At 36.3% G+C, this 21,862-nt stretch carries 11 protein-coding genes; 3 read left to right on the top strand and 8 right to left on the bottom strand.

Features of this window, described 5'->3' with window-relative positions; translation table 11 throughout:
* Positions 1-31 precede the first annotated feature (31 nt).
* Positions 32-5,122: a translocation/assembly module TamB domain-containing protein gene (locus BHE19_RS00470; protein ID WP_070905529.1), complete on the top strand. Its 5,091-nt coding sequence runs from the start codon at positions 32-34 to the stop codon at positions 5,120-5,122.
* Positions 5,106-7,424, top strand: coding sequence for a translocation and assembly module lipoprotein TamL (gene tamL / locus BHE19_RS00465; protein ID WP_083342425.1), 2,319 nt, complete (start codon positions 5,106-5,108; stop codon positions 7,422-7,424). Before BHE19_RS00470 ends, tamL begins: the two co-directional genes overlap by 17 nt.
* A gap of 91 nt (positions 7,425-7,515) precedes the next feature.
* On the opposite strand, the gene BHE19_RS00460 is transcribed toward tamL, so the two are convergent.
* From BHE19_RS00460 to BHE19_RS00450, 3 genes are read right to left on the bottom strand one after another with little or no spacing between them, the layout of a single operon-like run.
* The gene (locus BHE19_RS00460; RefSeq protein WP_070905528.1) at positions 7,516-9,453 is read right to left on the bottom strand and encodes an OmpA family protein; all 1,938 of its coding nucleotides are present in this window, start codon (positions 9,451-9,453) and stop codon (positions 7,516-7,518) included.
* An 11-nt stretch (positions 9,454-9,464) separates the two neighbouring features.
* The gene (locus BHE19_RS00455; RefSeq protein WP_070905527.1) at positions 9,465-10,388 is read right to left on the bottom strand and encodes a PorP/SprF family type IX secretion system membrane protein; all 924 of its coding nucleotides are present in this window, start codon (positions 10,386-10,388) and stop codon (positions 9,465-9,467) included.
* A gap of 58 nt (positions 10,389-10,446) precedes the next feature.
* Positions 10,447-15,258: an Ig-like domain-containing protein gene (locus BHE19_RS00450; RefSeq protein ID WP_070905526.1), complete on the bottom strand. Its 4,812-nt coding sequence runs from the start codon at positions 15,256-15,258 to the stop codon at positions 10,447-10,449.
* Positions 15,259-15,806: 548 nt separating this feature from the next.
* On the opposite strand from BHE19_RS00450, the gene BHE19_RS00445 reads away from it, so the two are divergent.
* On the top strand, positions 15,807-16,436 hold the full coding sequence (locus BHE19_RS00445; protein WP_070905539.1) for a DUF4230 domain-containing protein: 630 nt from the start codon (positions 15,807-15,809) through the stop codon (positions 16,434-16,436).
* A gap of 243 nt (positions 16,437-16,679) precedes the next feature.
* Here the strand turns inward: BHE19_RS00445 and BHE19_RS00440 are convergent, their stop codons facing one another.
* From BHE19_RS00440 to BHE19_RS00420, 5 genes are all read right to left on the bottom strand, one after another.
* A complete protein-coding gene (locus BHE19_RS00440; protein ID WP_070905525.1) occupies positions 16,680-18,437 on the bottom strand; it encodes an aromatic amino acid hydroxylase in 1,758 nt (585 codons plus the stop codon).
* Between the two features lie 140 nt (positions 18,438-18,577).
* A complete protein-coding gene (locus BHE19_RS00435) occupies positions 18,578-19,018 on the bottom strand; it encodes a hypothetical protein (RefSeq protein WP_070905524.1) in 441 nt (146 codons plus the stop codon).
* A 107-nt stretch (positions 19,019-19,125) separates the two neighbouring features.
* The gene (locus BHE19_RS00430) at positions 19,126-19,512 is read right to left on the bottom strand and encodes a group III truncated hemoglobin (protein WP_070905523.1); all 387 of its coding nucleotides are present in this window, start codon (positions 19,510-19,512) and stop codon (positions 19,126-19,128) included.
* Positions 19,513-19,653: 141 nt separating this feature from the next.
* Positions 19,654-20,898, bottom strand: coding sequence for a threonine ammonia-lyase IlvA (ilvA, locus tag BHE19_RS00425; protein WP_070905522.1), 1,245 nt, complete (start codon positions 20,896-20,898; stop codon positions 19,654-19,656).
* Positions 20,899-21,229: 331 nt separating this feature from the next.
* Positions 21,230-21,769 carry a DUF4136 domain-containing protein gene (locus tag BHE19_RS00420; protein WP_017496687.1) on the bottom strand — a complete coding sequence of 180 codons (540 nt, stop codon included), beginning with the start codon at positions 21,767-21,769 and terminating at the stop codon, positions 21,230-21,232.
* Between the last annotated feature and the right edge of the window lie 93 nt (positions 21,770-21,862).

Here is a 21,862-nt window from a genome sequence, read left to right as displayed (position 1 = left end):
AAACTTTAATCTAAATGTGTTTTATTGACGTATGAATAAGAAAACCATTCATTTTCTAAAAAAAACACTTCGTGTACTGCTTTGGTGCATGGCTTCTGTAATTACTCTTTTACTGCTTCTTATTGTCTTAATTCAGGTTCCTTCCGTCCAGAATTTTGTAAAAGATAAGGCCATTACTTATTTGCATAAAAAGATAAAAACCAAAGTTTCGTTAGATCATATTTCGATAAAATTTCCGAAAGATATTGTTTTGGAAGGATTTTACTTTGAAGATCAAAAAAAGGATACTCTCTTAAGCGGAAAACGTCTGGAGTTGGATGTTGATTTATTTAAATTGATCAACAGTGAATTGGAGATTAATTCGGTTTCACTGCAAAATACCGCAGTTCGTATTTCAAGGGACAAAAAAGGAGCTTTTAATTTTGATTATATTATTAAAGCATTTGAGTCTAAAGAACCAAAGGTTGAAGATCCGAACAGCAAACCTTTTAAAATTTCGGTTGTAAAAATAAATCTGGATAGCGTCAGGTTTGATTTTAAAGACGATTTTTCTAAAAACGATACTCGTGTAAAACTCACGCATTTTGATACCAAATTCAGGGAATTCGATTTAGATAAAATGAATTTCAATATTCCGGATATTAATCTAAGCGGATTAAAGGTGGTTTTGAATCAGGATGTGGTCGAAAAGATCGTTGAAACATCAGTGCAAACGATAGATACCGTCTCGAAAAGAGCAGATTTCAATTTGAAGTTAGGAAACATCAGATTAGCAAAAATTGATATTGTTTACGACAACAAAGATTCCAAATTAGATTCCGGAATACAACTGGATCAGTTGAATGTAGCTGTAAACAAAATTGATTTGAACCGTCAATTATTGGATTTCGAAGCTTTCGAACTTAAAAATTTAAAAGGGAATCTACGTTTGGGCGCAAAAGACAAACAGCTTCAAACTCCTGATTTAGATACTACTGCCATAAAACAGGCAGGATGGAAAGTAAAGTTGAATGTTATAGACATCCAAAATATAGCGTTCAAATTTGATGATATGCAGTCAAAACCAATTTCGAAAGGAGTTGATTACAGTCATATGGATCTGAGTAAAGTTAATTTTAAAGCAGAAAAATTGTATTATGGGAACGATACAATTTCAGGAAGTATAAAAACGCTGACCTTAAAAGATAAAAGCGGCTTGCAGCTTCAGGCTTTAAAAACCAATTTCTTTTATGGACCAAAGAACGCTTACCTGAACAATTTGTATTTAAAAACACCCCAAACGCTTTTTCAGAATAGTATAAAAGTGGGTTATCCTTCCATCGCTTCTGTTTCCAAAGATTTGGGTAATCTTACTTTAGAGGCCAATTTAAATCAATCCAAAATCGGTTTTAAAGATGTCCTGCTTTTCGCTCCCGATTTACAGAAAACCAATCCGTTTAAGAGTAATCCAAATGCCGTTTTGAAGGTCAATGCACGTTTGAGAGGGCAGATAAAAGATCTGAATATTGCACAGTTCGAAATGAGCGGAATCGGAGCTACAAAAGTTACTGTTTCAGGAAAGATAAAAGGGATGCCTGATGCACAAAAAGCGGATTACGATTTAGACATCAGAAAACTTTCAAGTACGTCAAAAGACATTTATTCGTTTGTACCTTCGGGAACTGTTCCAAAGAATATTCAATTGCCTTCACAGCTTAATTTGCAAGGTAAGTTTAAAGGTTCTGTCGCTAATTTTAAAACCAAGCTGGCTTTCAGCAGTAGTTTCGGAAATGCAAAAGTAGATGCTTTGTTCGATCAGCGAGTGAAGAAAAAAGAAAAGTACGATGCGACTGTTTATTTGCTGGATTTTGATTTAGGAAAATTGATTAAAAACGATTCAATAGGAAGAATTACGCTTAAAGCAAAAGTAAAAGGCAAGGGATTAGATCCAAAAACAGCACAGGCAGAATTTGACGGATTGGTTCAGAAGGCTGTTTTCAATAAATATACCTATAAAGATTTGGCTGTAAAAGGCAATATCGAGAAAGGATCTTTTGTTCTAAACTCCGGAATGAAAGACCCTAACCTGCATTTCGATTTAACGGCCAGTGGAAATACCGAAGAGAAATACCCTTCCATTCAGTTAAAATTAAACCTGGATATTGCCGATTTGGAAAAATTAAATCTGCATGCCGGTCCAATGAAACTGCGTGGAAATGTTGATGCAGATATTGCCAACAGTAATCCTGATTTTTTGAACGGAAAAGTATTTCTTTCCAACATTCAGATTGCGCAGACAGTAGAACCTATCGTTCTCGATTCTATCAGATTGATTGCCTTTGCGGATCAAAATCGAAACAATATCAAAGTTTCTTCTCAGTTTTTAAATGCAGAGGTTGATGGGAAATACAAACTGACGACTTTAACGGCAGCATTAAAAAAATCACTGTCAAAGTACATCGATTTAAAAAGTCCAAAAGTAAAAGGAGAAACGGATGAGCAACGATTGGCTTTTACAATAAAGGTGGATAACGATCCTATTTTACTGAAACTGCTTCCGGAATTAAAAGGTTTAGAGCCGATTACCCTAACAGGAAAATACAACAATGTAACCGATTCTCTTCAAATCAACGGAAGTATTCCGAGAATTGTATATGCCGCTAACACCATTGCCGACGGGAAAATCAATATCGAAGCCAAAGAAAATGGGTTAGAATACAATGCTTCTTTTGGAACAATTGAGAGCGGTTCTTTAAAAATTCCATTTACAAGCTTATCCGGAAAAATTGAAAATAATGTTTTGGATTATGCACTTGAAGTAAAAGATGCTAAAGAGAAACAACAGTATTTTATTGCGGGAGACTTAAAACACGACGGTTCAAAAAGCAGTTTCAGAATTGATGCTCAAAATTTTATTCTGAATTATGATAAATGGAATATGAATCCGGAAAATGTGGTGGAGTTTGGAGACAAAAGATTGTATGTCAATAAATTTAACTTAGAAAATTCGGGTAATGAATTAAGAGTTCAATCCTTGGGAGATCAGGATAGTGCACCTTTACAGATTGATTTTGTAAATTTCAAAATAGAGACGATTATGAACATCGTCAAAAAAGATCAATTGTTAATGCAGGGTCTGATTAATGGGCATGCACTGGTTGAAAATGTAATGACCAAACCTACTTTTACTTCGGACATAAAAGTAGATCAATTTGCTTTTAAAGGAGAACCTGTTGGAGATATTACAGTAAAAGTAGACAATAAAACCAATAATTTGCTGGCAGCCAATGTTACTCTTAGCGGAGAAGGAAATGATGTAAACCTGACCGGAAATTATAAAATCGACGATGGAAATCTGGATTTTAATCTGGATCTGAACAAATTAAATATCAAAAGTATTCAGGGATTCAGCATGGGCAATCTGACTGAGGGAACTGGATTTTTAGCAGGGAATTTCAAAATTACCGGAAATGCTGCTGCGCCAAAAGTAAACGGAGCACTGGAATTTAAAGAGACAGGTTTCAGAATAACAAAATTTAATTCCTACTACATAACAGCTGATGAAAAAATAACACTTCAGGATGATATTATCACTTTTGATACGTTTACTTTTCAGGATGAAAACGACAATGAACTGATTGTAAACGGAACCATTAAAGCAACAGATTATACCAAATTTGACTTTGGCTTAACTGTAGTGGCAGATAATTTCAGAGCGATACATTCGCAGGAAAAAGACAATGATTTGTTTTATGGAGATTTGGTGTTAGACAGCAAGCTGAATATCAAAGGAACGCTCGAAAATCCTGTAGTTGGCGGAACTATTAAAATAAATAAAGACACTAAGTTTACAGTTGTGATGCCGCAATCAGATCCTTCAATCGCCGATCGGGAAGGGATAGTTGAATTTGTAGACGAAGACAATCAATATCTGAAACAGACTGTTGCAATGGAGCAAAAGCTCAATCAGTCGCGGTTGGTTGGTATGGATGTGAGTGTGGCTATTGCCATCGACAAAGAGGCAGAACTTACATTGGTTATCGATAAAGGAAACGGTGATTATTTAAACTTAAAAGGAGAAGCCGAACTTACCGGTGGAATCGATCCGTCAGGAAAAACAACTTTAACCGGTAAATATGAGTTTTCAGATGGGGCTTATGAGATGAATTTCAACATGATCCGACGAAAATTTGATATTCAGAAAGGGAGTTACATCATTTGGAACGGTGAACCTACCATGGCCAATCTGAATATTACGGCGATTTATAAAGTAAATACCGCACCAATAGACTTATTGGGCAATCAATTGCCAACGGATAACCCTACTGAGCGAAACACCTATAAGCAGAAAATTCCGTTTCAGACCTTGTTGAAAATGAACGGGGAGCTTTTAAAACCGGAAATCACTTTTGATATTGTACTTCCGGAGGGCAATAATGATGTTTCTGCAAATGTAGTATCACTTACCAAAGCAAAACTCCAGCAGTTAAGACAAGAACCGGCGGAATTGAATAAACAGGTTTTTGCTCTTTTACTATTGAACCGATTTATTGGTGAAAACCCATTTTCGAGTGAAAGCGGGGGAACCAGTGCGGAATCTCTCGCACGACAAAGTGTGAGTAAAATTTTGTCACAGCAATTAAATGATCTTGCCGGAGAATTAATCACCGGAGTTCAGTTAGAGTTTGATCTCGAGTCAACAGACGATTATACATCCGGTAGCAGAGAAAACAGAACCGATCTGAACGTCGGGGTTTCCAAAAAGTTGTTAAACGATCGATTAAAAGTTACCGTAGGGAGCAGTTTTGCCGTTGAAGGTCAGGAGCGTGCCAACGAGCAAAGTGCCAATATTGCGGGAGACGTGGCATTGGATTATCAATTAACCAAAGACGGCCGTTATATGGTTCGGGCTTACCGAAAAAATGAATATCAGGTGGCGGTCGAAGGTCAGGTAGTTGAAACCGGTGTTGCTTTTATCATCACGATGAGTTACAATAAATTCCGTGAACTTTTTCATCGAAGTGCAGCCGAAAAAGAAATGATTAGAGAAGAAAAATTACGCAACGAAAAAAAGAAACTGAAAGAGAAAGAGGAGAAGCAAAAAAAGGAAAATCAAATAGAAGGGAATGAGCAAAAAACATAACAATATAAGAATGAAATATGTCAGATATTTTGTTGTGCTGTCCTTATTTTTTGTTTTTGGATGCAGTAACACAAAATATTTGCCGGAGGGAGATTTATTATACACAGGAGGTTCGGTAACCGTAAAAGATTCAATTCTTAAAAAGAAAGAACGAAAAGCACTGGAAAATGAACTGAATGATTTACTGCGCCCTAAACCCAATAAACAATTCCTGGGATTACGTCCTAAGTTATGGTTTTATAATATCGCCGGAGAACCTAAAAAACAAAAAGGAATCCGATATTGGCTGCGTACTAAAGTGGGAGAACCTCCTGTACTTTTTAGTAAAGTTGATTTAGAGTATAATGCATCCGTCCTTCGCAATTTTACAGAAAACAGAGGGTATTTTAAAACCCGTGTCAGTGCCGATTCAACTGTTAGCCATAAAAGAGTTACAGCAGAATATACAGTGGTACCCAAAAAGCAATACATTATTAAAAGCGTGATTTTTCCTGACGATTCATTGGCCATGTCCAGAATAATCGGAAGGTCAAGCCGAAGAAGTCTCTTGAAAGTGGGGCAGCCGTATGATTTGGATGTTATTAAAGCAGAACGCGAACGTATAGACGCCAGATTGAAGGAGAAAGGGTATTATTATTTTAACCCCGATTATCTTTTGGCACAGGTAGACAGCAGCAAAGGCGATCATGAAGTAAAAATTAGATTGGTAATTAAAGCGGATACGCCTCCAAAAGCGCTTACAGCCTATAAGATCAATAAAATTGTAGTCTACCCGAATTTTACCATTTCAAAAGACAGTGTAAAATATCAGCCGAAAGATATTATTCAATATAAAGACTTCACCATTATTGATACAGCTGACAGTTTTAAGCCAAGAGTTTTTGATCGCGCCATTCACTTTAAAAAGGGAGATTTCTACAACCGTAAAGACCACAATCTGACCCTAAATCGTTTTGTAAATTTGGGAACGTTTAGTTTTGTGAAAAATGAATTTAAGCCTTCAGATAGTTTACCCAATGCGTTGGATTCGTATTATTATCTAACGCTTTTACCGAAGAAATTTATTCGTGTAGAAGTTTTGGGAAAAACGAACTCGGCGAGTTATACCGGTAGTGAGATTAATATCAACTGGAACAACAGAAACTTATTTCGAGGGGCAGAATTATTTACGGTTTCCATTTTTGGTGGTGCCGATTTTCAGCTTTCAGGAGCCAATAACGGGAAAAACATTTATAAGCTGGGAACAGAAACCAGTTTGACCTGGCCAAGATTTATCGTTCCGTTTTTTCATATTGAAGGTTCCAGCGAATATGTGCCGAGAACCAAAGCAACAGTAAGGTATGAATATCAAAACAGAACACAATTGTATGCTTTAAACTCTTTTAAAACGTCTTTTGGATACCAGTGGAAAGAGAATATTCGAAAAGAACATCAACTGAATGTAATTGATGTGACCTATGTAAGCCCCAATCACGTGACGGCTGAATATTTAGCAGATATTCAAGAAGACCCGTCATTAGAAAAGATAATTGAAAAACAATTGATTTTTGGGCCAACTTATACGTATACCTATACCAATACGATGCAAAAGCGTAGAAAAAATACGTTTTATTTTAGTGGTGATTTAGATTTGGCAGGAAACGTTACAGGTCTGGTAACAGGAGCAAATGTTAAAGATGGGAATCAGAAAAATATCTTTGATGTTCCTTTTAGTCAATATGTAAAAATGAGAGGTGATCTCAGACATTATTTAAAGCTGGGTAAAGAAAGTGAATTGGCCAGCAGGATTATTTTGGGAATAGGACTTCCGTACGGAAATTCAAGGGCTTTGCCAACAGCTAAACAATTTGTGGTAGGAGGAACCAATAGCATTCGGGCTTTCAGAGCCAGATCACTCGGGCCGGGAAGTTATCTTAATACACAAACGACTAATAATTTTCTTCCGGATCAGTCAGGCGATTTGAAATTGGAGTTTAGTACCGAATACAGAGCCAAACTTTTTAGTATTGTTCGCGGAGCGTTATTTGTAGATGCCGGAAACGTTTGGCTTTTAAATGCCGATCCCAATAAGCCCGGTGGAGAAATTACCAAAGATTTTATGAAAGATATTGCTGTAGGAGCCGGAGCCGGTTTGCGTTTTGATTTGTCTTTTTTAGTTTTAAGAACCGATTTAGCATTTCCGTTGAGAAAACCCTATTTACCACAAGGTCAGAGATGGGTAATCGATGATATTAATTTTGGAAGTGGTCCCTGGAGAAAAGAGAATTTGATTTTAAACATCGCCATTGGATATCCGTTCTGATTTTATGTTTTTAGAACCGACAGAATAAAATAACCGCAGGAATAGAAAGCTTACTTTAAACTTTTATTCCTGCGGTTTAGAACAATTATTTTTACAATCCGGAAATAATAAATTCGCTTCTTCTGTTCATTTGATGCTCTTCTTCCGTGCAATTTTCATTATCAGAGCAATGGTTTACAAGCTGTGTTTCACCATAACCTTTGCCCGTTAATCTGTTTTTATCAACCCCATGTTTAATAAGCCAGTCGATAGTAGATTTAGCTCTTCTATCAGACAATAGCTGATTGTATTTCTGAGTCTGACGGCTGTCTGTATGAGAACGAATATCTAATTTCATTTTTGGATAAAGGTTTAGTACATCCAGTATTTTTTCAAGATCTAAAGCAGCTTCTTTACCAATATTGAATTTGTCCAAATCGAAGTAAATCGTTTTGATACCAAAAACTTTTCCTAAATTATCCCCAACGGTTACCTGGTAGCGGGATTTTTCAAGTGGAATCGGTAAATAGGCTTTTGGGCGGTCTTTTGATACCAGTATTTTTTGTTCCCAGGTGGTGTAGTTTTCTTTTTCGGCCCTGATATAATAAGGAGTTTCAGGATCTAAAATGAAACTATAATTTCCCTTCTCATCGGTGAGAGTTGAATCTTTTACTTTCATGTCCTGATCATACAAGGTGATTTTGGCATTTGGTAAAATTTCATTCGTGTCCAGATCAGTCACAACTCCATATAATTGGTAGTCAGTATTTATTTTTTTTGTCTCTAAAAATTTATAAATATCATCCGATCCTTGTCCGCCTTTTCTGTTCGATGAAAAAAAGCCTCTTCGGGATTTGATGTCAATGATATAAGCAAAATCATCATTAGGAGAATTGACATCTGCGCCTAAATTTTGAATATTACTAACTCCGGCATCGTTTATTTTTCCAACAAAAATATCTAGGCCGCCAAGTCCCGGATGTCCGTCTGAAGCAAAATAAATTTCATTTTCATCGGTTACGAAGGGAAATGTTTCTTTTCCTTCGGTGTTGATTCCGGGGCCTAAATTTTGAGGGGAGCTGTATCCTCCGGTACTTAGGATTTTGACCTTGTAAATATCAGATTGTCCTATTGTTCCGGGCATATCTGAAGCAAAATATAAAGTCTTTTCATCCGGACTGAGAGTAGGATGTGCTGTACTGTAGTTATTACTGTTAAAAGGTAATTCTGTGATATTGTCCCACTCCTTCTTTTGATTAAGAGTGGCTTTGTATATTTTTATAAAGGTGGTTTTTTGTTCATTTTTCCCTTTTTTTCCATCCATATAATTATTGCGAGTAAAATAAACAGTTGTTCCGTCTTTTGTAAAAGTGGGAGTGGATTCGTGAAACTTACTATTGATTTTTGATTTTATTTTTTTAGGTACGCTTGGATTGAAGTTTTCATCCAGGACAGCTTCATAAAGGTTGGTGAAACTTTCACCTGTCCATTTATGTCTTTGTTGTCCCAGTCCTCCTGTATCTCTTGCGGTGGTGAAAACAATTTTATTTTGGAAAAATGTTGTTCCGTAATCCGAAAATTTACTGTTTATTCCTGAATCTTCAATCGTATAGCGTCCAGAATTGGCTTTAATCAAATCCAGATAGTTTTCATTTTTTTTGTACAGTTTCCCCCTTGTATCATTCTTTGAATACTGAAAGAATAAATCAAGCATTTGATTGGCTTTCTCTGTACGACCTGTTGATTTTAACGATTGTGCATATCGGTAATAGTATTCGGGCTCTACATCGTTAGTCATGGTAAATAACTCATCATACCATTTTGCAGCTTTATCGAATTCAGCATTAAAGTAAAAAGAGTTGCCCAGTTTTTTGAACATGTCTGCAGACTTGTAGCCCTTTGAAGCTACTCTTTCATAGGTTTCAATCGCATTAATATAAGCGTAGTTGGCATATTGTTTGTCTGCCGTAGCTATTTTATTCTTTTGAGAATAAGTATGAAATGAAAAAAAACTTAGTATTAATAGATAAAAGGGTATATAATTCTTCATAGTAAATAATTTTAAAAGAAACGAGGGGTTGTCATTCTGCTTTGTTTTCTGATAAACTCAAAACGCAGGAATACTTCATGCGAACCATTACTGTAATTGTTTAGTTTTGAAGATTCAAGGTCATAACCGTAACCGATGTACATTCCATCTGTAAGCTGAAAACCGGCCATGGTACTGAAAGCGGCATCCCATCGGTAGGCGATTCCAACCATAAATTTATTGTTGAACATAAAATTGGCGGAGGCATCCACCTGCAATGGAGCACCTTGTACTACTTTTGCGAGCACTGCAGGTTTGAATTTTATATTATTGTAAGGACTTAAATTGAATACATATCCCCCTATTAAGTAGTAGTTAATTTTGTTTTTGAATATGGCTACTTCATTATTGTCATAATAATTGGTCACTATAAAATCCGGCGCCGATAAACCGATGTAAGCTTTGTCAGAATGCCAATAGATCCCGGCTCCTATATTTGGAGATATGACATTATTTAAATTTTGTAAATTCGGATCGTCCAAATCTGCGGGATTGAGCCTACTAGTGTCCAGATTAAATAGACTAACAGTTCCTTTAAGCCCGAATGAAAGTTTAAAATTATCTGAAGTCTGAACCGTATAAGAAAAGTCAGTCGATAAAGAGCTTTTATCAGAAGCGCCAATTTTGTCATTTACAAGAGAAACACCGATACCTAAATTACTGTCGTTTATAGGGGTGTTAATTGAAAAAGCGCTGGTTTTTGGAGCTCCTTCAAGGCCTACCCATTGCGCTCGATACAGCACAAAAGTACTTAGCATACCTCTTGATCCGGCATAAGCAGGATTAATATTTATGGTATTGTACATGTATTGTGTGTATTGAGCATTTTGCTGAGCCGCCATATTTATTACATTGAAAAGCAATAAGAACCTTAAAAAAATTAAACTCTTTTTCATTTGTATATTTATTTTTAATGAAATTTCTTTGGGAGAGGACGTTGAAATCTTCTTTGTTTTATCTGGAAGTAAGATGTAAGTATCCGCTTTTTTCTGTCATCAGCGCACCGTTTCCATAGGAAAGCACATAAAAGTAGGTTCCTGGGGGTAATCCTACATTTTGGTTTACCGTTGCTCTTCCTTCACAAATTCCACGAAAAAAATGATCGTTTGCACCATAATTAGTAGTATCAAACACTATGACTCCCCAGGAATTATATATGGTTACCGAATTATTTGGATACCGTTCCAGACCTCTAATTTCGAAGTAATCATTTTTGCCGTCTCCATTTGGAGAAACCATGTTGAAAACAATTACCTCCGGATTTGTAATGCCCGCCTGCGCTTTATTATTATTCGGATTGTGATCTTCCGGAGTTGAATTTTCCAGAAAAGCAATGTTCAGATAATCGCCTGTTGCTTTTACTTTTGCTGTTATCGTCAATGTTTCTGTTTGTTTGGCTAACAGTTCAGGCAAATTCCATATCCCGGTTGTTATATTATAATCTCCTGAAGAAGTTTTGGATGAGGTATACATATATCCTGATGGAAGTATATCTCTAATTTGAACATTGTTGAAATTATTTCCTCCCAGATTCTCAGCAGATATGGTAAACACGACCTGTTGACCGATGTTTGCCATTGGATTATTTATAGTTTTCCTTATCTCAATATCTGCATCTTCATTAGGCTTTAAACAGGACTTTATCTCTATAGAAAAATTAATATTTACAAGAGGATTGCATTTAGTTTCATCAATATAATTGACTTCTACAGCCCCTTTTCCGGCATTATTCCACAAAACTGTTACAAAATCATCTGATTGCTGACCTCCATTTACGATAGTGCCTTCATTTGAAATGAGCCAATTGTAAGAGGACATTCCGGCCGCAGTAGTGTAGGTTACTTTTTCTGAAATACAGGCCGACGTAAGCCAATCAGGATCTTTATTAGGAAGATCATTTTTAACAATTGCAGTAACGGTTAAACGGTTTGTACTCTCACATGTACCTGACTTTGCCGCTGCGTAATAGTTTTTACCATCCATTAATAGTGTTGTGGATGGAATAATACTTCCTCCTGTTAAGGCATCGTACCAGATAACACCGGTTCCGGAAGCTGCTAAGTCTGCTACTGTAGCGTTTGTTGCTGCACAGAATTGTTGCGTAGCAGCACCCGTTGGTGTTACTGGATCAGCGATGCTAACGGTAACGGTTAAACGATTTGTACTCTCACATGTACCTGTCTTTACCGCTGCGTAATAGTTTTTACCATCAATTAATAGTGTTGAGGACGGAATTATACTTCCTCCTGTTAAGGCATCGTACCAGATAACACCGGTTCCGGAGGCTGTTAAGTCTGCTACTGTTGCTTTTGTTGCTGCACAAAATTGTTGCGTAGCAGCACCCGTTGGTGTTTTTGGATCACTGATACTAACGGTTACAGCTAAACGATTTGTACTCTCACATGTACCTGTCTTTGCTGTTGCGTAATAAGTTTTACCATCCATTAATAGTGTTGAGGACGGAATTATATTTCCTCCTGTTAAGGCATCGTACCAGATAATACCGGTTCCGGAAGCTGCTAAGTCTGCTACTGTAGCGTTTGTTGCTGCACAGAACTGTTGCGTAGCAGCACCCGTTGGTGTTTTTGGATCACTGATGCTAACGGTTACAGCTAAACGATTAGTACTCTCACATGTACCTGTCTTTGCTGTTGCGTAATAAGTTTTGCCATCCATTAATAGTGTTGAGGACGGAATTATATTTCCTCCTGTAAATGCATCGTACCAGATAATACTGGTTCCGGAAGCTGCTAAGTCTGCTACTGTAGCGTTTGTTGCTGCACAGAACTGTTGCGTAGCAGCACCCGTTGGTATTTTTGGATCACTGATGCTAACGGTTACAGCTAAACGATTAGTACTCTCACATGTACCTGTCTTTGCTGTTGCGTAATAAGTTTTGCCATCCATTAATAGTGTTGAGGACGGAATTATATTTCCTCCTGTAAATGCATCGTACCAGATAATATTGGTTCCGGAAGCTGCTAAGTCTGCTACTGTAGCGTTTGTTGCCGCACAGAACTCTTGCGTAGCAGCACCCGTTGGTGTTTTTGGATCACTGATGCTAACGGTTACAGCTAAACGGTTTGTACTCTCACATGTACTTGTCTTTGCTGCTGCGTAATAAGTTTTACCATCAATTAGTAATGTTGCAGACGGAATTATATTTCCAGCTATAGCTGCATCGTACCAAACAACATTAGTTTCTACAGTAATTAAATCTGCTACAGTGGCTTTAGCAGCAGCACAAAATTGTTGAGTAGAATTTCCTGTTGGAGTTGGCAGACCTCCAAGTGTAATGTTGATAGATTCGGTGAAATAACATCCTCCGAAAGAATTAATCTCTACTTTGTAAGTACCAATTTGGGCAGCCGTTACATTATTGATGTTTAATTCAGGGGCATCAATTTGGGTACCGTCTGGCAGTGTCCATTTTATCGAGTTTATCGGTCCCATTTGTATGATAGACAATTTGATATCACCTCCGATACAAACAGCCCTGTCCCCACCATTTATTAATTGTGAAAATGAACTTCTTAAAATTAGAGGCTGTAAGACTTCATAGCAGGCTGTTTTTGCTTTTACAATATAATTTCCCGGTGTCAGTCCTTTAAATACAGGGCTTGATTGTCCTGTTGACGGAAAATCGGAATCTGTTTCTTTTTTTATAAAGTAAGTGACCGTTTCGGTGACCTGATCTACCTGGGTATAAAGATCTCCTGTTGTATTTCCCAAACAGACAATTCCGCCGGATTTAGATAAATCAAACGCAGGGAAATTAGGTTGAACATCTACAAAAGCAGTTTGAGTGTTTTCAATTAATTCGCTTTGCAAGAGAGGTCTTCCACCTATAAATTTTCGGGCTATCCCTATTTCATATTTTCCTGCTATATCCTGAAAAAAAGAAAAATTACTGATTCCCTGTTTTAAAGAATTAGAACCTAAAATGGCATTAAAAGTTCCCATGCCTGCAGGTCCACTGACAATTCCGGGGAAAATTTGGTTATTTCCATAAAAACTGGCCAATGTACTGTTTATTGCACCTGTACCGACAGCTGATACTTTTATAGTTACATTTTTGTTATAACGATCACATCTTGAGGCGTCCGGATTAAAACTAACGTTGGTGATTTCAATTTTTGTAAAATAACTGTCTAAAACCACTTGAAATTCTTCATCAAAACAAGCCGAATCTTTTATTCTTATGGTATAAGTTCCTGGAAGTAATTCATTTCCTAATCCGAAAATAGGTTCTTTGTAGGTTACTGCCAGTGGTGACGGACCGTTTACAAGACTTACGGTAACTTTACCTTGCAAGCCTACATAACCGGGAGTGGCCATAGGAGGATATACTGCCAGTGCACATTTACCAAAAAATGTAGCACTTGGCCCTGTGAAAAATTGTATTTTGCCTTTGATGTCTTTATCGGGAGCAAAATAATTGGGATCAATAAAAACATTTTTAGGATCAGTAATAACAGGTTTTTGAGAAAAAGTGTTTGAAGTATTGTTCGTAAAAGTGTAAGTTTTTATTGCGATTCCTGTATTATCCGTGACTTTTATAGTGTAGCTTTTGCCAATATTTAGTTTACAAATTTCCAAACTATTTATGCCTGTAACGGTATAAGTATTTTTGATACCTGTACTGTTGTCTGTTACTTCTACGGTATAAGGCAGACAGCCCCCCTGATCTTTAGGTACGTTTTTTAGCAGAACTTGTCCCGTGTCATTGCAATTGGTATTCAAAGGATCATCTTCGATACTGAATTCAAAATCAGTAAAAGGTTTGACAGTCCCTATAGTTGATGCTCCATAATCCAGTTCAACAGTTTTTGTTATGTTGCAATAGGTTGCGCTCAAACGGACAATACCCCATTTGGAGCGATCTGAAGGCATTGCATATTTCTTCTTTACATCAGTAAGTGTCAGATTGTTATAAACATCCCAACCTGATCCGTTCTGAATCTCTAATTTGTAAATAAAATTCGGAACTCCATAAAGAGCAGGAAGAGTATTAAAATAAGCGCCGCCAGTACTTACCGCTAATAATCCATTTGGAAGGGTAGCACTGCTAATACCGGAACAGACATCATTTGGAGTATTATAAATTAAATCAACAGCATTAATGGTTCCTTTATCAAGGTTAAAATTCTTAAGAACTTCATTTGGCGGAAGATTCAATACGGTTACAGGTGAAATTAAAGTACCGCAATTATCTGTAGCCGAAACTTTATATTGGCCACTTGGTATACCACTAAGTTTGACGATACCGGTTGTTGTTTGTACGTTTCTTACAACGGTACCATCTGAAGCATTTAGCAAGTTAACGGTATAGGGAGGGTTTCCTTTTTCGACATTAATAGCAATATCCCCCAGAGGATCAGGATCTGATGCACAGTAAGTATAATTTTTTGCGGTAAAAAGTCCAATAGTTGGAGAAATTGAAGAATAGGTACTGCCTACTTTTATGGTAGTTGCAGCTTTTATAAAAGTATTGTTTTCGTAATAGCCGTAGAAATAATCTCCCGGTTCTAAATGCGTAATCAGAGAATCTGTAGAGGCAATGATATTTGCCGGATCATAAGGAGATTTTGCAACAGCATAGACTATAGGTTCAGAAACATTTTTGACTGTGATCTTAATGGTACCGTCTGCTCTACCATCACCGGTACAAGAAGCATCTGTGGCAACAGCAGAAATTTCTGTTTGGGCAATTGCGGCTAAAGGCAGTATATAGAATAGCACATTTAGTAATTTTGAAAATTTCATAATGAGTCCGTTAAATTGTGTTTTTGGATTGTGGTATAGTTAAGTTTAGAAGGATGACAATTCAGAAGAAAGCACTAAAATTTCGTTTAACTCAATAATGAAATAAGTAGTGCCTTCAAAGCTGAATTGATGGGCGTCATCTTCTATCTTCATCTTAACTTAATGCAAATGTATTTAGGACAATTGAGATAAATAATTCAGATTTAATAATCGGATTATCAATGATATAACTGGTTGTTTTAAGTAACACTTGATTGGCTAAAAGTTCCCGTGTTTTAGATTTTGGCAGGAACAAAAATTCAGATATAAGTTAAAGATTACAAAAGGATCGATCTACAGATGGTAAGGGTGAATTTTTTGGATGAAGATTGAAATCGTATACAGAGCATAATTCCTAAAAGAGCATTAAAACCCAAAATAAAAAACGATTCGATTTTGAGAAATTAGCTTTAAGAAGTAGCACATCAATGAATCTGAAGAAAAAAACCTTACCCAAATAGGGGGCATTTGTAAAAAAAAGAAGTAATTTGGTTTAATAAATGGATAGAATGCAAAATTTAGTAAAGAGAATAATAGTTTTAGGTGTAGCTGTACTTGTCATAGTGCTGGCTTTCAGATATTGTGAATTCAAAAAAGACGACGATTCAACTATTGATTATAATACCAATCTTATTCAGCAGCAAATCTTAAATGTTGGTAAACTGGTAGTTACCGAAGGCCATTTTTCAGAAGTTATTACTTATAAAAACCAGCAGAAGTATTTAATGGACATGGTTTCTTTTGAGAAAAAAGCACTTGTAGTGGTAAACGCAAATGTTACTGTAGCCTACGATTTGCACAAAGTGAAGTATGATATCGATGAAAAAAACAAAACGATTACCATTTTAAATATTCCAAAAGAAGAAATCACCATCAACCCTGATATACAGTTTTATGATGTTGAACAAAGTAAACTGAATCCATTTACGGGTGACGATTACAACAAAATCAACAAATCGGTAAAAGCAAATCTGGCCAAAAAAATAGAGAAATCTACCTTAAAAACAAATGCTCAAAACCGATTGATCAGCGAATTATCAAAGATTTTAATTCTAACCAATTCAATGGGTTGGAAACTGCAATACAACGGAAAAACAATCCAGTCTGAAAAGGAGTTTAGCGAGGACTTGAAGCTTTAGTTTTTTGAGGTACTAAGAGGCTAAGACGCTAAGGTTCTGAGGTTTTTTCAATATTGTCATTTCGGGCGGAAGGAGAAATCTTCGTAAGAAGCTTAACAAAGGTTCGATTTCTCCCTTCGCTCTAAATATTATAAAAGCACAAAATCCGACAGGTTTTTAAAACCTGTCGGATTTAATATAATTGTTTTAAAAACTTAGAACCTTAGTATCTCAGAACCTTAGCAACTTAGAATAACTTCTAAACTAAACCGCTTCTTTATCAAAAATCAGATCTAAGCCTCCAGAAATCAAATGTGCCACTTCAGGGCGTTTTTCTTTTAATTGATCCAAATGAACCAGAACTTCCTGTAAAAGTTGTTTCTCATTTGAACGCTCCAAAAGCTCGACGATTTCCACAGCCAATAACCAATCATTAGGATGAGATTCTTTCAGTTTATGAAATACAGTGTTTAACTCAGTTGTAGCACTTTTATTTTCTCTGGTCAGGCGAACGGTTTGATAAAGGATTTCCAGATCGTCACGTTCGGCAGTATGTTGTGCTTTTATAGTAGTTGTTTTGGGTACGGTATTGATCAGGTCAAAACTGTTCACATCAGCCGGACCGGAAAAAGCCGAAACGACTTTTTTACCAATTGCCATATCATAATTTCCCCATTCAGGCTGAAACAAAATGGTTTCGCCATGAGTTACAGTACAATTTCTGAAACTGATTAAAATGATTTCGCCGTGTAAATTTCTTGAACCGGTAATGATTTCACCTTCTACAATAATATCACCTTCAAATTCTAATTTCACAGTTTCATTTTCTACGATAGAGTAAGCCTGTAAATCTTTTGGGCTCATATCTTCGATCGCTAAATTGAAGCCTTTTAGTTTTCCAATCGGACTTCCAAATCCATGAGGATGCGTTAGCGTTCCGTGACCAACTAATTCTTTTTCACGGTAGGATAAAGCCGTTTTCCCGGTAGTCTGAATGTAGATAGGTTTTCCTTCGTCTTCCAGAACATTGGTAAAAACACCTGAAATCTGTAAACCGGTACTCAACTCAATTGTTCCTAAAGCATTAGAGTGAATTAGTTTTTGTATACCGGAAAGACCTCCTGTTCTTAAAGCCATTTTATTGGCAAATTCTTCTAAAACCAAACTCAAATAGGAAAAATTTGGTGTTACAAAAAGTTGAGGCTGTAATTGTGTAATATCAAAGTTTTGATTGGCTGCAGAAATGTTATAAGGGATTTTCTTTACATTATCTGTCATGCACCAAGCGCTCTCCCCAATAGAGGATAGTAAGCCCGCGCCATATATTTTCGGATTTTCAACGGTTCCGATTAAGCCATATTCTACTGTCCACCAATGCAGGTTTCGAATTTGTGCCATTTCAGACAATTCGCCCATATTGTTTTGTAAATCGGCAACTGCTTTCTCCGCTTCGTCTATTTTTTCCTGAGGCGTATCTTCCGCTTCTTTCAAAATAGAAAGTAGTCGAATCGCTTCATACATCTGGTAATCTTTATGAGATGAAATAGCTTTACAGCCAATTTCTCCAAAACGTCTTAAGTACTCCGCATATTCAGGATTAGCGATAATAGGAGCATGTCCCGCACCTTCATGAATAATATCCGGTGCCGGAGTATATTCGATATGTTCCAGTTGACGAATATCTGAAGCAATAACCAAAACGTTATACGCCTGAAATTCCATAAAAGCGTTTGGTGGAATAAATCCATCCACCGCAACAGCTGCCCAACCAATTTCAGTCAGAATTCGATTCATTCCGTACATACTTGGAATAGAGTCAATTTCGATTCCGGTTTTTTTCAAACCGTCCAGATAAGAATGATGCGCAACTCTTGAAAGATAATCTACATTTTTACGCATTACATAACGCCAAACAGCTTGATTAATTGGTGTATAATCACCATAATCCTGAGGTTTAATAAATTGCTTTAAATGTTTAGGCAATCGCTCTAGTAACGGGTTTGTTTCAATACTTGCATTCATTTCGAAAACGTTGTAGATTAGAATGTAAAATTACGGATTTACAGTGCTAATTTTTGCTATTTATATCAATTTTTTTATCCGAAATGTTTTTTAATTGCATTTTTCGTGACTTTTCCCAATAAGAAAAGAAAGCTTGTCTTTTAGCAGTCATTGTTTTCGTAATTAACTTTCTCCAGTTTTTTTTCGTACGATTCGATGTCTTTTTTAGACATACTGGCTTCTTTTAGTACCACTTTTAATTGTTTTTTAGTGTCAGGACTTATCCATAAGCCACTAAAATTGGTGCCTTCTTTCGTTAAAATCATCATACCTGAGAATCCATGTTCTACAAGCGCGAACTGATTTTCGTTTTTTGTGTTTTGCGTAATATTCAGCTGAATCCAACCTCCTGATTTGTCATAACGATAGATTGAAGTGTACATTAGGTCGGCTGTACAGGGATTTTCTTCCGCTTTTATATAAAAAGTGACATTTATTTTTCCGTCAATTGTTCCTTTGTATAAAGTGTTTTTTGAGGATTGTGCTTTAGTAAAATTTAAAAATAAAAGAGAGAACAAAAAAGATAGTACTATTTTTTTCATGTGTAAACGCAATAACAGGTTGGTTAGGATGATTTTATTTGGATTTAAAAGTACGGTATATTTTAGTTAAGACAAACCGTAAAATCCGCTAATTATCAATTAAAAAATTAATGATTTTCGGGATTTCTGAAATAGTCAATTTTATAATTGAACATATAAGCCATGTTGGCTGCCCGCATTTTTGCTTCTTCGGTAATAGTTCCCGAGAAAAGCCCGTCGATAGAAGTATTAAAAAGCAGTACCCAGCGATCGAAATGGGTTTTATCTACCGGTAGTTGTTTGTGTGGAGGAAAAGGGCTTCCTGAATAGGCACGAACATCAAACAAAATAGTTTGCCAAAAGCCGTACATTTTTTCTAAATGCTCCGGCCAGCGATCCTGTAGCTTGTCGTTGAAAATTGATCCCAGTAAATCGTCTTTTCTCACTTTACCATAAAAGCTGTCCACCATTAATTTTATATCTTCTATGTTTGAAATATCTTTAAGCGTTTCCATATTTTTTACTATAAATGAAAGACAAAAATACGATTAACTAATTTGTGATCGCTGATATTTATCATTTCAGATTGTTTGTAAATTCGATTGAAAAGGTTTTATTGTAAAAATAGACAGTTTTAAATCACACCCTTTTTTACATTATCCGATCAATTGTGTAAATAGATCCTGACGGTCATTTAAATATTGAAATTCAAATCCGTTTTTGGTCATGTTCATTTTAATCGCCAGAATGTCTTTTTTGTTCTTTAGTTCTAAACCAACGACTACTGAGCCTACCTCGCGGCTGTTTTTCTTAGCAAATTGGAAATAAGTAATATCATCATCGGGACCTAAGATGTTGTTTACAAATTCTTTTAAAGCACCCGGACGCTGTGGAAACTGAATCATAAAATAATGCATCAGACCTTCGTATAATAAAGAACGTTCTTTTATTTCGGCTGTTCTTTCAATGTCATTGTTACTTCCGCTCACCACACAAACCACTTTTTTGCCTTTTATTTTATCCTTATAAAAATCTAAAGCGGCAATAGTCAGAGCTCCTGCAGGTTCTACAACCATGGCTTCTTCGTTATACAAGCGCAAAATCGTAGTACAGACTTTTCCTTCCGGTACCAGAATAATATCGTCTAAATTAGTTCGGCAGATCTCGAAAGTTTTGTCACCCACTTGTTTAACGGCAGCACCATCCACAAATTTGTCAATTGTTTTTAAAGCCGTGTTTTTATTTGCTTCAATAGAGTTTTTCATTGAAGGGGCTCCTTTGGGTTCTACTCCAATAATCTTTGTATTTGGGCTCAGTTGCTTAAAAACTTCAGATAAACCTGAAGCCAGCCCACCGCCGCCAATGGGAACAAAAACATAATCAATAGGTTCTTTGTAACTGTCCAGAATTTCTAATGCTACAGTTCCCTGACCGGCAATTACTTTGTCATCGTCAAAAGGATGGATGAACGTTTTTTGATTTTCAGTTGCATCTGCTGTAGCGGAAGCATAGGCATCATCGAAAGTATCTCCGGTAAGTACAATTTCAACAAATGATTTTCCGAACAATTGTACCTGTTTGACTTTTTGTTTTGGAGTGGTTTTAGGCATGTAGATTTTACCTTTTAGTTGCAGAAGATGACAGGAGTAAGCTACGCCCTGCGCATGATTTCCCGCGCTGGCACATACAATTCCGCTTGCTTTTTCGGTTTCGGTTAACGAAGAAATTTTGTTGTAAGCTCCTCTGATTTTATACGATCGCACAATTTGTAAATCTTCTCTTTTTAATAAAATAGTTGATTTAAACTCGTCAGAAAGATTTAAATTTTGGGTGAGTGGAGTAGCGGCAACCACATTTTCAAGTTGCTTTTGAGCAGCAAGTACTTCGTTAAATAAATTCATAAAGATTAAATTGTTTTTTGCCACAGATTAAAGGATTTAAAAAGATTTTTAATCTGTGAGAATCTGTGAAATCTGTGGCAAAATGTTTTGTACTATATTTTTTTAAATAAAAAAACCTCCCGTTTTGGGAGGTTTTATAAATTGTATTTTGTTTACTTATTTATACATTACCTCGCCATTATTGCTGAATTGCAATAATAGTAATAGCGATAATAATGTTATTTAAGTTTTTCATTTCAGATAATTGAATCGCAAATGTATTAATTATTTTGAGAAGATTTCAATAACTTTCTTTAGTTTTTGTAAAAAAACTGAAAACAGAGACTGAAAACTACTTTTTAACCGGAGGGTATTGTGCCAGAATTTTAGATACAAACTCGGCAACCTTTTCGTCTTTTTTAGCAACGTTTTTGGTTAGCGTTCCAACACCTTCTCCTTGCCAGATCATTTCTTTTTTCTTAGCATCAATCAAATCAATGAATAAAGTTCCTTCGGTAGAAGTAGAAACGGTAGTTTGATTTCCTCCGTACATCATGTAAGGATTCCATCCCCAACCCCAACCGTAACCCCAGCCGGCGCTAAATTGATTTACATTGACTTGTTCTCTTGCTTTAGTGAAAATATTAACTAATAAATCGGGGTTTTCGCTTTTGGTAAAACCTTTGGCCTGCATTTGATCATCGATGGCACGTAAAATACGTCTTTTATCCAAATCAGATATTTCAACCTTGTCAATTCCGGGCTTGAAGAAAGCATACGTTTTGTAAGAGGCAAAATTTACGTTTTTGTCGTAATCAGAGTAAACGCTGACTGTGCTGCATGACGCTAGTATTAAAAGCAAAAAAACGGGTACTAATTTGAATGTTTTCATATGTTAAAAATTTAATGTTCTCTTTGATCTGCCTGACTGAGCGCAGCCCGTCAGACGGAGCATAGCTCTGTCAGACTGAGCGGAGTCGAAGTC

The sequence above is a fragment of the Flavobacterium tructae genome, from assembly GCF_001853485.1.
In the GTDB taxonomy this organism is placed as follows: Bacteria; Bacteroidota; Bacteroidia; order Flavobacteriales; family Flavobacteriaceae; genus Flavobacterium; species Flavobacterium tructae.
The sequence above is the reverse complement of the archived record's forward strand: the minus strand, read 5'-3'. Positions and strand labels throughout refer to the sequence as shown.

Coding starts and splice junctions, on each gene's coding strand:
- BHE19_RS00445 (WP_070905539.1), top strand. CDS start 15,807: ATGCAAAATTTAGTAAAGAGAATAATAGTTTTAGGTGTAGCTGTACTT.
- BHE19_RS00460 (WP_070905528.1), bottom strand. CDS start 9,453: ATGAAGAATTATATACCCTTTTATCTATTAATACTAAGTTTTTTTTCA.
- BHE19_RS00455 (WP_070905527.1), bottom strand. CDS start 10,388: ATGAAAAAGAGTTTAATTTTTTTAAGGTTCTTATTGCTTTTCAATGTA.
- BHE19_RS00470 (WP_070905529.1), top strand. CDS start 32: ATGAATAAGAAAACCATTCATTTTCTAAAAAAAACACTTCGTGTACTG.
- BHE19_RS00435 (WP_070905524.1), bottom strand. CDS start 19,018: ATGAAAAAAATAGTACTATCTTTTTTGTTCTCTCTTTTATTTTTAAAT.
- tamL (WP_083342425.1), top strand. CDS start 5,106: ATGAGCAAAAAACATAACAATATAAGAATGAAATATGTCAGATATTTT.
- BHE19_RS00430 (WP_070905523.1), bottom strand. CDS start 19,512: ATGGAAACGCTTAAAGATATTTCAAACATAGAAGATATAAAATTAATG.
- BHE19_RS00420 (WP_017496687.1), bottom strand. CDS start 21,769: ATGAAAACATTCAAATTAGTACCCGTTTTTTTGCTTTTAATACTAGCG.
- BHE19_RS00440 (WP_070905525.1), bottom strand. CDS start 18,437: ATGAATGCAAGTATTGAAACAAACCCGTTACTAGAGCGATTGCCTAAA.
- BHE19_RS00450 (WP_070905526.1), bottom strand. CDS start 15,258: ATGAAATTTTCAAAATTACTAAATGTGCTATTCTATATACTGCCTTTA.
- ilvA (WP_070905522.1), bottom strand. CDS start 20,898: ATGAATTTATTTAACGAAGTACTTGCTGCTCAAAAGCAACTTGAAAAT.